This window comes from Rugamonas sp. FW305-51 (assembly GCF_058786935.1).
Window position 1 is genome coordinate 63798 of sequence record NZ_JBYSZG010000018.1, and the last position, 13551, is coordinate 77348.

Sequence of the window (13551 nt, forward strand, 5' to 3'; positions counted from 1 at the left end):
TTGAGGAGACACACGTTTTACAGAATGCTGTTGGTATCACTGCTGCAAGCGGCCACAAGCGCGCTACGGCGGGAACCAAACGGCCGGGAACGTGAAGCAGGATTCGAGCGCACCTTCGGGTGCGCTTTTTTTTGGTCCGGGGTTTTACAATGGCGGATACCGGAGTCGTGCCGGCGCGACAATCAAAGCACACAAGGACAAGGCAAGTGACGAAAAAACAACAGGGCAGCGAGCTCTTCTCCGCCATCCTCGACTTGCCATTTGGCAAGTTCGGCATCCGCACGGCCGGTGCGCTGGTGACGGAACTGTTCTACCTGGCGCCCCATTTCGACCAGAAGGCGCCCCAGGACAAGGTGGCCGAACTGGCGGCCGGCCAGGTGCTGCGCTATTGCCAGGACCCGGACTTCGTGTTCGACCTGCCGCTGGCGCGGGTGGGCAGCGCCTTCCAGCACAAGGTGTGGGACACCATTGCCCAGATTCCGCGCGGCAGCGTGCGCACCTATGGCGAAGTGGCGCGCCACATCGGCTCGGCGCCGCGCGCCGTGGGCCAGGCTTGCGGCGCCAACTGGTTCCCGCTGGTGATCCCCTGCCACCGGGTGACGGCCGCCAACGGCCTGGGCGGCTTTTCCAACTCCGACGACCAGCACGGCTACCACCTGGACATCAAGCGCTGGCTGCTGGCACACGAGGGAGCGAGCGAATACGCATGGCGCCAGACAACCCTGCTCTGATCGACGCCTTCTGCGACAGCCTGTGGCTGGAGGACGGCCTGTCCAAGAACACGCTGGAAGCCTACCGCCGCGACCTGCGCCTGTTCGTCCGCTGGCTGACCGTGCAGCGCCCGGCGCTGGCCGGCCTGCACGCGGTGCAGGGGCACGACATCGCCGCCTATTTCGCGGCCCGCCATGACGACACCAAGCCCAGCTCGTCGAACCGGCGCCTGTCCGTGCTCAAGCGTTTTTACCAGCATGCCCTGCGCAACGGCCAGGTCAGCGCCGACCCGTGCGCCCAGCTGGCCTCGGCCAGGCAGCCCACCCGTTTTGTCCACACCCTGAGCGAAGCCCAGGTGGAGGCGCTGCTGGGGGCGCCGGACGTGGCCACCCCGCTGGGCCTGCGCGAGCGCACCATGCTCGAGCTGATGTATGCCAGCGGCTTGCGGGTATCGGAACTGGTGGCCCTCAAGCTGCTGGAACTGAGCCTGAACGACGGCGTGCTGCGCATCACGGGCAAGGGCGCCAAGACGCGGCTGGTGCCGTTCGGGGCCCAGGCCCGGCTGTGGATAGAGCGCTACCTGCAGGAGGCGCGCGGCGTGATCCTGGACGGCCAGGTGGACGACGCCCTGTTCGTGACGGCCCGCGGCGGCCCCATGACGCGCCAGATGTTCTGGGTGCTGATCAAGAAGCACGCCCGGCGGGCCGGCATCACGACGCCGCTGTCGCCGCACACGCTGCGCCACGCGTTCGCCACCCATTTGCTCAACCATGGCGCCGACTTGCGTGTAGTGCAACTTTTGCTGGGCCATGCCGACATTTCCACCACCCAGATCTACACCCACGTGGCGCGCGAGCGGCTCAAGCGTTTACATGCGGAACATCATCCGCGGGGCTGAAAAACTTGCGCCGCCCGTATCTGCGTCATAATGTGCCTGAGTTAGTTCAATATCGTGAAACCAGAGGATGCAAATGGCAAAGACAAATTTCCAATACGAAAAGCGGCAACGCGAGTTAGAAAAGAAAAAGAAAGCCGAGGAAAAAGCCAGGCGCAAGGCTGAGGCCAAGAACAATCCGGGCGCGGCCCAGGACGACGGCGCGGAAGAGGACGCCGACGACAGCGCCGACGACAGCGCGCCGGTGGACGGCGGCGCCGCCGAATAAGCCAGGGGCGGCGCAACGGCCACCCCATCAGCCGGGGCGGCGCAATGGCCGTCCCATCAGCGGAACGCGGCGTGCGCCGCCCCCGCCATGCGCAGCGCAGCGGCCGGCCTCAGGCCACTTCCGCTTCCTGCTGCGCCACCGCGGGCACGGCCGTCACACCGTGCTCCGGCTCTCCCTTGAAATAGCGGGCCGCCCGCTTGCCCAGATTATCCAGATAGGTGTACGCCACCGGCACCACCACCAGCGTGAGCAGGGTGGAGGTGAGCACGCCGCCGATCACGGCCCGGCCCATGGGCGCCTGCAGCTCGCCGCCGTCGCCCATGCCGATCGCCATCGGCAGCATGCCGAACACCATGGCCAGCGACGTCATCAGGATAGGCCGCAGCCGCACCTGGCCGGCCTGCATGATGGCCTCGAACTGGCCCAGGCCAGCGCGCTGGCCGTGGTTGGTGAAGTCCACCAGCAGGATGGCATTCTTGGTCACCAGCCCCATCAGCATGATGAAACCGATCACGGAGAAGATGTTGAGCGTGCTGCCCGTCGCCAGCAGGGCCACCAGCACCCCGATCAGCGACAGCGGCAGCGACATCATGATGGCCACCGGCTGCAGGAAGCTGCCGAACTGGGATGCCAGCACCAGATAGATGAAGATCACGGCGATGCCCAGCGCCATGGCGGCGCCGGACATGGTTTCCTCCATGTCCTGGGCGCTGCCGCCCACGTCGAAGCGCACCCCGGCCGGCAGCTCGATTTGCTGCATGGCCTTCTTGATGTCGCTGTCGACGTCGCCGCCGGGCCGGCCTTCCACGGCCGCGTAGATGGCCACCCGCCGCTGCAGCGCCTGGCGCTTGAGTACCTGCGGGCTGGACGAGGGCACGAACGTCACCACCTGGCGCAGCGGGATCATGACGGGCTTGCCGTCCGGACCCAGCCGGCTCGAAGCCAGTGACAGGTCGGCCAGGTCGGCGATCTTCTGCCGGCCCGACTTGGGCAGCTGCACGTTGACGTCGTAGTTCTGGCCATCGTCGGCCAGCCAGTGGCTCACCGTGTCGCCGGCCACGAACGGGCGCAGGGCGCTGCCGATCTGCTGCACCGACAGCCCCAGGTCGCTGGCCAGCGCATTGTCGATCTTGACGACGGTGGACGGGTTGGCCCCTTCCTGGCTGTATTCCAGGTCGGCCACGCCCTTGATCTGCTTCATCTTGTCCATCAGGCGGTGGGCCACGGCGTCCAGCTTGCCCTCGTCCGTGCCCAGGATGGCGATGAAGATGGGCTTCTGGCCCACCGACAGCGTGATGCCGGCGATGGACGACAGGCGGGCCCGTATCAGCTTTTCCAGTTCCTTCTGCGAGCGCCGCTTGTGCAGCTTGAGGTCGCTCAGCTTCATGTTGACGTCGGCCGTGTTGCGGCCATCCTGGGTGCCCACCAGCGACAGCACGTCGGTGATCTCGGGGAAGGCCTTGAGGGCCGCTTCCACCTGGCTCACCTTGCTGTCCGTGTATTCCAGGCTGGAGCCGACCGGGGTCTTGAAGCGCATGAAGATGTGGCCGTCGTCCGTGTCGGGGAACATCTCGCCGCCTATCATGGGCACCAGCGCCAGGCTGGCCACGAACACGGCCAGCGCCAGCGCCAGCGTCGTCTTGCGCCAGCGCAGGGCCAGCGCCAGCACCTTGCCGTAGGCCCCGTGCAAGCGCTCCACGCCGTGTTCCAGCCACGCCATCAGCCGCCCCAGCCACGGCACATACTTGAAGCGGTCCTGCACCGGATCGCGCCACACGGACGACAGCATGGGGTCGAGCGTGAAGCTGACGAACAGCGACACCAGCACCGCCACCGCCACCGTGACCCCGAACTGCAGGAAGAAGCGGCCGATGATGCCGTTCATGAAGGCCACCGGCACGAACACGGCCACGATGGCGAAGGTGGTGGCCATCACGGCCAGCCCGATCTCGTTGGTGCCGTCGCCGGCGGCGCGGCGGTGGTCCTTGCCCATGCCCAGGTGGCGCACGATGTTCTCGCGCACCACGATGGCGTCGTCGATCAGCAGGCCGATGCACAGCGACAGCGCCATCAGGGTCAGGAAGTTGAGTGTGAAGCCGAACGCCTTCATGGCGATGAAGCTGGCCATGACGGAGATGGGCAGGGTCAGCCCGGTGATGATGGTGCTGCGCCACGAGTGCAGGAACAGGAACACGATCACCATGGTCAGCACGGCGCCCTCGATGATGGTTTCCTTGACGTTGGTGAGCTGGCTTTGCACCTGCACCGAATCGTCATTCAGCACCTTCAGTTCGATATCGGCCGGCAGCGTCTTTTGTAGCTGGGCCGCCACGCGCTGGATGCCGGTGCCCACCGCCACCACGTTGGCGTCCTGCACCTTGGTGATTTCGATCGAGATGGCGCGCTGGCCGTTCAGGCGCGAGATCGACAGTTCCTCCTGCTCGCCGTCGACCACATTGGCCACCTGTTCCAGCAGCACGGGGCCGTTGGCGCGGCGCGCCACGATGATGCGGTTGAAGTCGCGCGCTTGCTTGAGCTTGCCCTCCACCCGCACCAGCTGCTCGCTGGCGCCGTAGCTGATGCTGCCGGCCGGCAGGTTGGTGTTGGTGGCCTGGATGGCGGCGATCACCTCATCCACGCCCACGGCCTGGGCCGTCATGTCGGCCGGGCGCAGGCTCACCAGCACCTGGCGCGCCTTGGTGCCCGTCAGCCGCACCTGGCCCACGCCAGGCACGGCCTGGAAGCGCTTGGTGATGACCTGGTCGGCCAGGGTGGACAGCTCGCGCACCGTGTGGGACTTGGCCGTCGGGCTCAGCTGGACGATGGGGCGTTCGTTCTCGCCTTCCACGCGGGCGATGAACGGGTCCTTGGCCTCCTTGGGGAAGCGGGGGCGTACCAGGGCCACCTTGTCGCGGATGTCCTGCATGGCCTTGTCCATGTTGGTCGACAGGTCGAAGTCGATGTAGAGCCCGGCCCGGCCTTCCCACGAATTGGCGCGCAGGGTCTTGATGCCGCTGACGGTGTTGATGATCTCTTCCAGCGGGCGCGTGATGTCGTTCTCCACCGCCTCGGGCGAGGCGCCCGGATACTGCACCTCGACGATGGCGACGGGGATCTGCACGTTGGGCATCGATTCCAGGCCCAGTCCCCGGTAGGAGAACAGGCCCAGCACGACCAGCGCCACCATCACCATGGTGGCGAACACGGGGTTCTGGATGCTGACTTTGGTGATCCACATGGCTCAGTCCTTCCGCGCCAGCTGCGGCGCCTGGGCGCCGGCGGCGCGGGCCGGCAGCTTGACGGCGCTGCCCGGCTTGAGGCCGTCGATCCTGGCCACGATCACGCTGGCGCCGGGCGCCAGGCCGGCCGTCACGGCCGCGTAACCCTCGTCCTCGTTGCGCAGGCCCAGCTCCACCGGCTGCGGCACCACCTTGCCCTGCACGATGGTGTACACCACCTGCCGGCCCTGTTCCGTGCGCAACGCCGCCAGCGGCACCAGCGGCAGCTCGGCCGAACGGGTCGTCACGATGCTGCCCTTGGCGAACATGCCGCCGCGCAGGGCGCCGTCGGCGTTGGGCACGGCCACGTACACCAGCATGTGGCGCGAACCGGCCTCCGTGGTGGGGTTGATGCGGGCCACCTTGCCGCCAAATTCGCGCTGCTGGAAGCCGTCGACCTTGAAGCGCACCTCCTGTCCCACCTTGATGCGGGGGATTTCCGAGGCCGGCACCTGGGCTTCCAGCGTCAGCTCGGCCAGGTTGACGATGGTGTAGACGGGCATGTCGGGCGCCAGCTTCTCGCCGGCCTGCACGTGGCGCTTGCTGACGATGCCGGCGATGGGGGCGCGGATCACGCCGTCGTGCATGGCGATGCGGGCCAGCTCGACGGCCGCGGCGGCCGCCTTGACGCTGGCGCGCGCCAGCTCCACGCTGTTCTGGGTGCTGTCGTAGGCGGTCTGGGCGATGTATTTCTGCTTGAGCAGGGCCAGGCTGCTGGCCTCGTTCTTGGTGGCCAGCGACAGCCGGGCCTGGGCCTCGTCCAGCGCCGCCTGCTGCTGCGCCAGCCGGGCCCGCAAGTCGGCCAGGTCGATGCGGGCCAGCACCTGGCCGGCCGTCACGTTCATGCCTTCCTGCACCGTGGTCAGTTCCACCTGGCCCGACACCTTGGACTTGACGGTGGCCTGGCTGAGCGGCGTCAGCGAGCCCGACAGGGGCAAGCTCAGGGCCAGCGCACGGGCCGCGATGGCCGTCACGTCGGTGCCGGCCAGTTCCAGCACGGGCGGCACATCCGCTTTCTTCTCGCTGGCGTGGGCCGCCGTGGGCTGGGGCCGCAGCAGGGTCCAGCCGCCCCCCGCCAGGGCCAGCGCGGCCACGGCGATCACGGGGAGGCGCCAGCGTCGGCTGCGCACGGCGGGCTGGGGGGGCAGGGTCTCGATTTTCATATCGTCGTCTTCTTCTGGAATGGGGGCGCGGGCGCCGGGGACCGATCGCAGCGCGGCCGCGCATAGTTGGAAGGGGGACAGTCCTGTCCCCCTTGCCTTCGTCTGCACGGGTACGCATGTTGTCACTTTAAGAAGACGGGGCGGCGGCCGCCATCGGAATGCGACAAAGCGCATGAAAACGGGGTTGAGCTGCAAAAAAACGCACCCCGGCGCCGGCGCGGCGGCCGTCCCGGCCGTCCTGTTTGTTGGTTTATGGCAAAATCTATTGCCAAATAGGGGGGCGGGAGTGGCTTCATTGATCGAAGTCAAGAGCGCGGGCGCGGGCAAGGGAAGAATGGGTTAAACGCCTGCAAGGGCTTAACTTTCGTGAGGCCATCGTGGGTATGCAAGCATCCAGCGCCGAAGGCGGCGAGGAGTTCGACGGCCCCGGCCACCAGGCGCTCGACGTCATCGCCCGCATCGTCGCGGCCATCGAAGCGACGCCCATGGTGGCCGTGCGCAGCGTGGACCGGGCCGGCACCGTGCGGTTCTGGAACCGCACCTGCACCGTGTTGTACGGCATCGCCACGGCCGACGCCCTGGGCCGGCCGCTGGACGCGCTGATGCGTCCGGCCGAGCGGGCCGACGAATACGCGGCCGCCATCGAGCGCGTGTGGCAGACGGGCCAGCCCAGCGTCGCGCGCGACTGGCAGATGCGGCTGGCCGACGGGCGCACGCTGTGGATCTATTCCACCATGTTCCCCGTCTACCGGGGCGGCGTGCCGCAGCAGATCTTCTGCATGGACGTGGACATCACGGCCCGCAAGGAGGAGGAAAACGCACTGCTGTCGGTGGGCGCCAATTTCCGCCAGATGTATGAGCGCTCGGCCGACGCCATCGTGCTGGTGCGCCACGAGCGCATCGCCGACGCCAACCCGGCCGCGCTGGCCCTGTTCGGCTGCGCCCACAAGGATGGCATGCTGCAACGCACGCTGGCCGAGTTTTCGCCGCCCCAGCAGGCCGACGGCGAACCGTCGGCCGCCGCCGCCCGCGCCCGCGCCCGGCAAGCCCACGCGGAAGGCAACCTGCGCTTCGACTGGCGCTACCTGGACGGCGCCGGCCAGCCGTTCTGGGCCGAGGTGCTGATGACCTCCGTCACGCTCGACCACGAGCACATGTTCTACACGGTGATCCGCGACATCTCCGCCCGCAAGGAGGCCGAGCGTTCGCTCTACCTGGCGGCCCAGGTGTTCGAAAACAGCCGCGACGCCATCGTGCTGACCGACCGCGCCCACATCATCGTGGCCGTCAACCGCGCCTACAGCGACGTGACGGGCTACAGCAGCGCGCAGATGATGGGCCAGCCGCTGGCGGCGCACCGCTGCGGCATCGAGGACGAGGCCCAGTACCACCGCATCCTGGCGGCCGTGGAGGAGCACGGCCACTGGCAGGGGGAAGTGTGGGCCTTGCGCGCCAACGGCGAGCGCTATCCGGCCTGGCTGTCGCTGACGGCCATCCGCGACCGGGGCCAGCAAGTGAGCAACTACATGGGCATGCTGTCGGACATCACGGAGCGCAAGCAGGCCGAAGCCCACACCCGCCACCTGGCCGAGCACGACTTCCTGACGGACTTGCCGAACCGGGTGCTGCTGCTGGACCGCCTCAGCCTGGCCCTGACGGCGGCGCGCCGCCACCACAGCATGCTGGCCATCCTGTTCCTGGACCTGGACCGTTTCAAGCACATCAACGACGCCCTGGGCCACCACGTGGGCGACCTGCTGCTGCGCGAAGTGGCCGCGCGCCTGGTGCGCTGCGTGCGCGGGGTGGACACGGTGAGCCGCCAGGGCGGCGACGAATTCGTCATTATCCTGGCCGACATCGGCGGGGTGGACCAGGCGGCCCATGTGGCGGCCACCGTGCTGCAGGCGATTACCCAGCAGTACGTGCTGGAGCAGCACCGGCTCGACGTGACCACTTCGATCGGAATCAGCATCTACCCCAACGACGGGGCCGACATCGACACCCTGATCCGCCACGCCGACCTGGCCATGTACCACGCCAAGGAGCATGGTCGCAACCGCTTCCAGTTCTTCAACCCGGACATGAACGCCCAGATCACGGAGCGGGTGCGCTTCGAGAACGACTTGCGGCGCGCCATCGCCGAACGCCAGTTCGAGCTCGAATTCCAGCCCGAGCTGGACCTGGCCACGGGCGCCGTGCTGGGCATGGAGGCGCTGATACGGTGGCGCCACCCGGAACTGGGGTTGCTGGCGCCGGCCCGCTTCATCGGCGTGGCCGAGGACTGCGGGCTGATGGTCACCATCGGCGGCTGGGTGCTGCAGGAGGCATGCCGCCGCGCGCGCCTGTGGCTGGACGAAGGCCGGCCGCTGGTGGTGGCCGTCAACCTGTCGCTGGCCCAGTTCATGCAGAAAAGCCTGGTCGAGACGGTGCGGGCGGCGCTGCAGGCGTCGGGCCTGCCGCCGTCGCTGCTGGCGCTGGAAATCACGGAAGCGATCCTGATGAAGCACGGCAGCGGCGCCCTGGCCGTGCTGCAGGAATTGCGGGCGCTGGGCGTGAGCCTGGTGATCGACGACTTCGGCACCGGCTATTCACGGCTGGGCCACCTGAAGGACTACCCGGTCGACAAGCTCAAGATCGACCGTTCCTTCATCAACGATTTCGACTCCGAACCGGCCGAGGCGGCCGTCGTCAGCGCCATCATCGCGCTGGCCCACAGCCTGCGCATGAAGGTGCTGGCCGAGGGCGTGGAGACGGCGCAGCAGATGCGCTACCTGCTGGAGCAGGGCTGCGACCAGTACCAGGGCAGTTATGTGGCGGACGCCCTGCGTCCGCCGCCGCCGGGCGCCGCCGACGGCCTGGCGGCCCCGCGCGCGCCCTGAGGGCGCCTCAGCCTGGCGCGCCGGCCGGGTCGCGCGCGCCGTACAGGCGCAGCCGCACCAGCACCTGGCCGTGGTCGGACGTTTCCGGGCGCTGCTGCAACAGGTGGTCGTTCAGGTAGGTCACGTCCAGCACTTCGCCGATGGCGTAGCGCGAGGCCGGGTTGAATTCCTCCGACACCAGCACGTGGTCGATGGTCATGTAGTGGCCTTCGTGGATGTTGGTGTAGCCCACGTGGCGCAAGTGGTCCTGGCGCAGCTGGATCTGGTTGCAGTCGAACAGGCGCCCGTGCAGCTCCTCGCCCGCCAGGCATTGGGCGCCCGCGCCCAGCACGATGCTGGTGGTCACGGCATCGGCCGTGTCGTTGAAGTCGCCCAGCACGATGCAGGGCCGGCGCGGGCCCAGCGCCAGTTCGCTGGCCAGCGCGCGCAGCGCCACCGCCTCCGTGCCGCGCCGGATCAGCGAGCGCAGGCTGGCCTGGGCGTACAGCATGGGGTCGCCGCTGCCGGCGGTGGCGTCGCCGTTGCGGTAGTCGGGCCGTTTCGATTTCAGGTGCACCACCAACACGTCGACCAGGGCGCCGCCGGGCAGCACCACCCGGGCGTGCACGGGCGCGCGCGCGAAGCGGTCGGCGTCGCGGCTGCCGGCCGGCATGGCCACGCCGGCGGGGAAGGCGGGGTAGCTGGCGGCAGGGGCGGCCAGCGGCAGGCGCGAGATCAGCGCCACCTGCGGCGTGAGGCGCTCGGCGCCCGGATCGGCCGCGACCCCGGCCACGCTGGCGCCGGCGTAGCGCCGGCTGTGCGCCAGCACGTCGCGCAGGGCGTCCAGGCAGAACACTTCCTGCAGTCCCACCACGTCCGCGTCCAGCTGGTCGAGCTGGTGCGCCGTCCATTCGATTTTCGCTTGGTATTCCGCCGCCGTCAGGGGGGCCAGGTTGTCATACAATTTCGCGCCCGGTGGGGCCAGGTTGCAAACATTGAAAGTGGCAAAGTGGATTTCTTGCTGCATAATGCGACACTCCTTAGCGAACGTTTAGCGTATCACGGCATGGCGAAAAAAGAGCACATTTCAGAAACCCAGGCGACCCAGATGCTGCGCAAGCACCAGGTGGTCTTCAGCGAACATCCCTACCAGTACGAGGAGCATGGCGGCACCACCGTGTCGGCGCGCGAACTGGGCGTGGACGAGCACCACGTGGTCAAGACGCTGGTGATGCAGGACGAGGTGGCCAAGCCGCTGATCGTGCTGATGCACGGCGACTGCAAGGTCTCGACCAAGAACCTGGCGCGCGCCATCGGCTGCAAGTCGGTCGAGCCGTGCAAGCCGGAAGTGGCCCAGCGCCACAGCGGCTACCAGGTGGGCGGCACTTCGCCGTTCGGCACCCGCAAGGCGCTGCCGGTCTACGTCGAGCAATCGATCCTGGCACTGGAAACGATTTATATCAATGGCGGGCGGCGCGGCTACCTGGTGGGCATCGCGCCCCAGGTACTGCTGGACGTGCTGGGCGCGCGCCCGGTGCAGTGCGCGCTGGCCGACTAGCGGCTGCGCCCCGGCTGCGCGAGGTTGGCAAAAGCGCACAATTTTCCCGATGCGGGGCGGGCTTGGTGTATATTCAGCAGCCCCCGGCCCAGCGCGCCGGGAATTATCTGCAGAGGGAAACAATGAATACAGTATGGATGACCGTGGCCGCCTATCTGGCCGGCTCGATCTCGTTTGCCGTCGTAATGAGCAAGCTGTTCGGCATCGCCGACCCGCGCACCTACGGCTCCAAGAATCCCGGCGCCACCAACGTGTTGCGAAGTGGCAACAAGGGCGCCGCCATCATGACCCTGATCGGCGACGGCGCCAAGGGCTGGCTGGCCGTGTGGCTGGCGATCCGCTACGCCGACCAGCTGCAGGTGGGCGACATGACGATCGCCCTGGTGGCCATCGCCGTGTTTCTGGGCCACCTGTGGCCCGTGTTCTTCCGCTTCGTGGGCGGCAAGGGCGTGGCCACGGCGCTGGGCGTGCTGCTGGGCCTGAACCCTTGGCTGGGCCTGGCCACGCTGGTGACGTGGCTGGTGGTGGCGTTTGCCTTCCGCTACTCGTCGCTGGCGGCCCTGATCGCGGCCCTGTTCGCGCCGTTCTACTATGGCCTGCTGTTCGGCGTGGAGCCGCAGCTGTTCGCCGTGGTGGCCATGAGCGTACTGTTGGCTTACCGCCACAGCCAGAACATTTCGAACCTGCTGGCCGGCAAGGAAAGCCGTATCGGCAGCAAGAGCGCCGCCGCCGCCAAGGCCAAGCACAAGTAACGGGCACCAGAACGGGCGCAAGCACGGGCGCAAGCACGGGCACAAGAAACGTGCACAAGAAGCGTGCACAGCCGCGCGCCCGCCCAAGGGTCGCGCCGCCCGCTTGAAATTCGCCGCGCCGCCGCCATCTGGGGCGCGGGCGCCGGCATCACGCGCGGCGCGTAACACTCGCAAAGGCTCACATGACCACCCCCCTCACCATCGATTTCGTCTCCGACGTCTCCTGCCCCTGGTGCGCCATCGGGCTCAAGGCGCTGGAGGCGGCCATCGCCCGCATCGGCGACGAGGCCGACATCACGCTGCACTTCCAGCCGTTCGAACTGAATCCCAACATGGGCCCGGAAGGCCAGGACATCACCGAACACCTGATGGAAAAGTACGGCGCCACGGCCGAGCAGCAAGCCCAGACCCGGGGCGCGATCCGCGCCCGCGGCGCCGAAGTGGGCTTCGACTTCGCGCTCGACCAGCGCAGCCGCATCTACAACACCTTCGACGCCCACCGCCTGCTGCACTGGGCCGAGCTGGAAGGACGCGCCAGGGAACTCAAGCTGGCATTGCTGGAAGCGTATTTCAGCCGCGGCATGAACCCCAGCGCGCACGATGTGCTGGTGCGCCTGACCGGCGAGGCGGGGCTCGATGCGGCCACGGCGGCGGAGGTGCTTGAAAGCAACCAATACGCGGACGAAGTGCGTGAGCGCGAGCAATTCTTCGCCCGCCACGGCATCAATTCCGTGCCGGCCATCATCATCAACCAGCGTCACCTGATCTCCGGCGGCCAGCCGGTGGAAGTGTTCGAGCGCGCCTTGCGCCAGATCATGACGGAGAGTTGAAAAATGCCGGCGACTGCGGGTGACAAGGGCGCCCGCAGCCCCCTGTTTTGGGATAAACTGTCAAAGTAGCAAAGGGATCGGGCCAGCCATTCCGGCTATCCCGTTGCCGGCGTTGATAGCGCTACTTGGGGGGTCTTATGCTGGCCGCAGAAAAAATCCACATCTTGCCCATGGCAAGACCGCAGACCGACCAGTTCCGGCTGGCAGCCTTGCACCGTTACAACATCCTCGACACCCCCTCCAGCGAGGAATTCAATTTCCTCACCGAGCTCGCTGCCAGGCTGTGCAACGTACCGTATGCCTTCATTTCACTGGTCGACGCGGAACGGGTCTGGATCAAGGCCCACACGGGCATGGAACTGTCCGTGCTGCCGCGTACCGACTGCTACTGTTCGCTCGCCATCCTGGGCGACAGCGCCACGGAAATCAACGACCTGCGGGCCGACTACCGCACCGCTCACATGCCGCTCACCGTCAACGCGCCGTTCATGCGCATGTACAGCAGCGTGGCGCTGACTTCGTCGGACGGCTTTGCCATCGGCACCCTGTGCGTGATGGACACCGTGCCGGGCCGCCTGAACGAAGAGCAGCGCAACGTGCTGGCCCGGCTGGCGCGCCAGGCCATGGCCCTGATCGAGCTGCGGGCCAAGGAAAAGGCGCTGGGCGAATCGATGCGCGAGCTGGAACAGCTGACCATCACCGACGAGCTGACGGGCCTGCACAACCGGCGCTCGCTGCTGCAACGCCTCAAGTTCGAGACGGCGCGCGCCAAGCGTTTCCGCGCCCCGCTGTCGGCCCTGATGCTGGACCTCGACCACTTCCGCCAGATTAACGACGGCTACGGCCACGCCGTGGGCGACCAGGTGCTGGCCGGCGTGGGCCGCATGCTGCGCGAGAGCGTGCGCGTGATCGACATCCCGGCCCGGTACGGCGGCGAGGAATTGTGCATCGTGCTGCCCAACACCCCGCTGGACGGGGCCTGCAAGCTGGCCGAGAACCTGCGCATCAAGGTCGAGGCGCAGCAGCACCTGGCCGGCGCCCGCCCGCTGAACGTCACGGCCAGCCTGGGCGTGGCCGCCTTCGATCACATGGAGATCGCCGACGGCGACAGCCTGCTGCGCCAGGCCGGCGCAGCGCTGTTGCGGGCCAAGCAGTCCGGCCGCAACCAGGTGGCATACTGAATTAATGCCTGCCGCACGGCGGCGGGCCGGCGGCCCGCGCGCCGGCGCCGAATCCCG

11 protein-coding genes are annotated in these 13551 nt (G+C 67.6%); 8 read left to right on the forward strand and 3 right to left on the reverse strand.

From position 1 onward, the window contains the following. Positions 1–206 precede the first annotated feature (206 nt). The 3 genes from AC3WOS_RS14460 to AC3WOS_RS14470 all read left to right on the forward strand — a co-directional run bounded on the left by AC3WOS_RS14460 (position 207) and on the right by AC3WOS_RS14470 (position 1874). Positions 207–731, forward strand: coding sequence for a methylated-DNA--[protein]-cysteine S-methyltransferase (locus tag AC3WOS_RS14460; protein ID WP_492716715.1), 525 nt, complete (start codon positions 207–209; stop codon positions 729–731). Next, positions 707–1609, forward strand: coding sequence for a site-specific tyrosine recombinase XerD (gene xerD, locus AC3WOS_RS14465; RefSeq protein ID WP_492716716.1), 903 nt, complete (start codon positions 707–709; stop codon positions 1607–1609). Before AC3WOS_RS14460 ends, xerD begins: the two co-directional genes overlap by 25 nt. A 73-nt stretch (positions 1610–1682) precedes the next feature. Then, on the forward strand, positions 1683–1874 hold the full coding sequence (locus AC3WOS_RS14470; protein ID WP_492716717.1) for a hypothetical protein: 192 nt from the start codon (positions 1683–1685) through the stop codon (positions 1872–1874). 109 nt (positions 1875–1983) lie between these two features. Here the strand turns inward: AC3WOS_RS14470 and AC3WOS_RS14475 are convergent, their stop codons facing one another. Then, on the reverse strand, positions 1984–5112 hold the full coding sequence (locus AC3WOS_RS14475; RefSeq protein ID WP_492716718.1) for an efflux RND transporter permease subunit: 3129 nt from the start codon (positions 5110–5112) through the stop codon (positions 1984–1986). A 3-nt stretch (positions 5113–5115) separates the two neighbouring features. After that, positions 5116–6315 carry an efflux RND transporter periplasmic adaptor subunit gene (locus tag AC3WOS_RS14480; RefSeq protein WP_492716719.1) on the reverse strand — a complete coding sequence of 400 codons (1200 nt, stop codon included), beginning with the start codon at positions 6313–6315 and terminating at the stop codon, positions 5116–5118. Positions 6316–6698: 383 nt separating this feature from the next. On the opposite strand from AC3WOS_RS14480, the gene AC3WOS_RS14485 reads away from it, so the two are divergent. Then, on the forward strand, positions 6699–9194 hold the full coding sequence (locus tag AC3WOS_RS14485) for a sensor domain-containing protein (RefSeq protein ID WP_492716720.1): 2496 nt from the start codon (positions 6699–6701) through the stop codon (positions 9192–9194). 7 nt (positions 9195–9201) lie between these two features. Here AC3WOS_RS14485 and AC3WOS_RS14490 read toward each other — a convergent pair whose 3' ends face one another. Next, a complete protein-coding gene (locus tag AC3WOS_RS14490; protein ID WP_492716721.1) occupies positions 9202–10200 on the reverse strand; it encodes an endonuclease/exonuclease/phosphatase family protein in 999 nt (332 codons plus the stop codon). A gap of 39 nt (positions 10201–10239) precedes the next feature. Here AC3WOS_RS14490 and ybaK point away from each other — a divergent pair, with 39 nt between their 5' ends. The 4 genes from ybaK to AC3WOS_RS14510 all read left to right on the forward strand — a co-directional run bounded on the left by ybaK (position 10240) and on the right by AC3WOS_RS14510 (position 13494). After that, positions 10240–10731, forward strand: coding sequence for a Cys-tRNA(Pro) deacylase (gene ybaK, locus AC3WOS_RS14495; RefSeq protein WP_492716722.1), 492 nt, complete (start codon positions 10240–10242; stop codon positions 10729–10731). A 122-nt stretch (positions 10732–10853) separates the two neighbouring features. After that, positions 10854–11483, forward strand: a complete 630-nt coding sequence (gene plsY, locus AC3WOS_RS14500) for a glycerol-3-phosphate 1-O-acyltransferase PlsY (RefSeq protein ID WP_492716723.1) — start codon at positions 10854–10856, stop codon at positions 11481–11483. 182 nt (positions 11484–11665) lie between these two features. After that, entirely contained in the window at positions 11666–12313 is a 648-nt protein-coding gene (locus AC3WOS_RS14505) for a DsbA family oxidoreductase (RefSeq protein ID WP_492716724.1), read from the forward strand. A gap of 137 nt (positions 12314–12450) precedes the next feature. Then, entirely contained in the window at positions 12451–13494 is a 1044-nt protein-coding gene (locus tag AC3WOS_RS14510) for a sensor domain-containing diguanylate cyclase (protein WP_492716725.1), read from the forward strand. The last annotated feature ends 57 nt before the right edge of the window (positions 13495–13551 follow it).

Excerpts from the sequence above, each read along its gene's own strand:
- xerD (WP_492716716.1), top strand. The coding sequence starts at position 707 with ATGGCGCCAGACAACCCTGCTCTGATCGACGCCTTCTGCGACAGCCTG.
- AC3WOS_RS14470 (WP_492716717.1), top strand. The coding sequence starts at position 1,683 with ATGGCAAAGACAAATTTCCAATACGAAAAGCGGCAACGCGAGTTAGAA.
- AC3WOS_RS14475 (WP_492716718.1), bottom strand. The coding sequence starts at position 5,112 with ATGTGGATCACCAAAGTCAGCATCCAGAACCCCGTGTTCGCCACCATG.
- AC3WOS_RS14480 (WP_492716719.1), bottom strand. The coding sequence starts at position 6,315 with ATGAAAATCGAGACCCTGCCCCCCCAGCCCGCCGTGCGCAGCCGACGC.
- AC3WOS_RS14485 (WP_492716720.1), top strand. The coding sequence starts at position 6,699 with ATGCAAGCATCCAGCGCCGAAGGCGGCGAGGAGTTCGACGGCCCCGGC.
- AC3WOS_RS14490 (WP_492716721.1), bottom strand. The coding sequence starts at position 10,200 with ATGCAGCAAGAAATCCACTTTGCCACTTTCAATGTTTGCAACCTGGCC.
- ybaK (WP_492716722.1), top strand. The coding sequence starts at position 10,240 with ATGGCGAAAAAAGAGCACATTTCAGAAACCCAGGCGACCCAGATGCTG.
- plsY (WP_492716723.1), top strand. The coding sequence starts at position 10,854 with ATGAATACAGTATGGATGACCGTGGCCGCCTATCTGGCCGGCTCGATC.
- AC3WOS_RS14505 (WP_492716724.1), top strand. The coding sequence starts at position 11,666 with ATGACCACCCCCCTCACCATCGATTTCGTCTCCGACGTCTCCTGCCCC.
- AC3WOS_RS14510 (WP_492716725.1), top strand. The coding sequence starts at position 12,451 with ATGCTGGCCGCAGAAAAAATCCACATCTTGCCCATGGCAAGACCGCAG.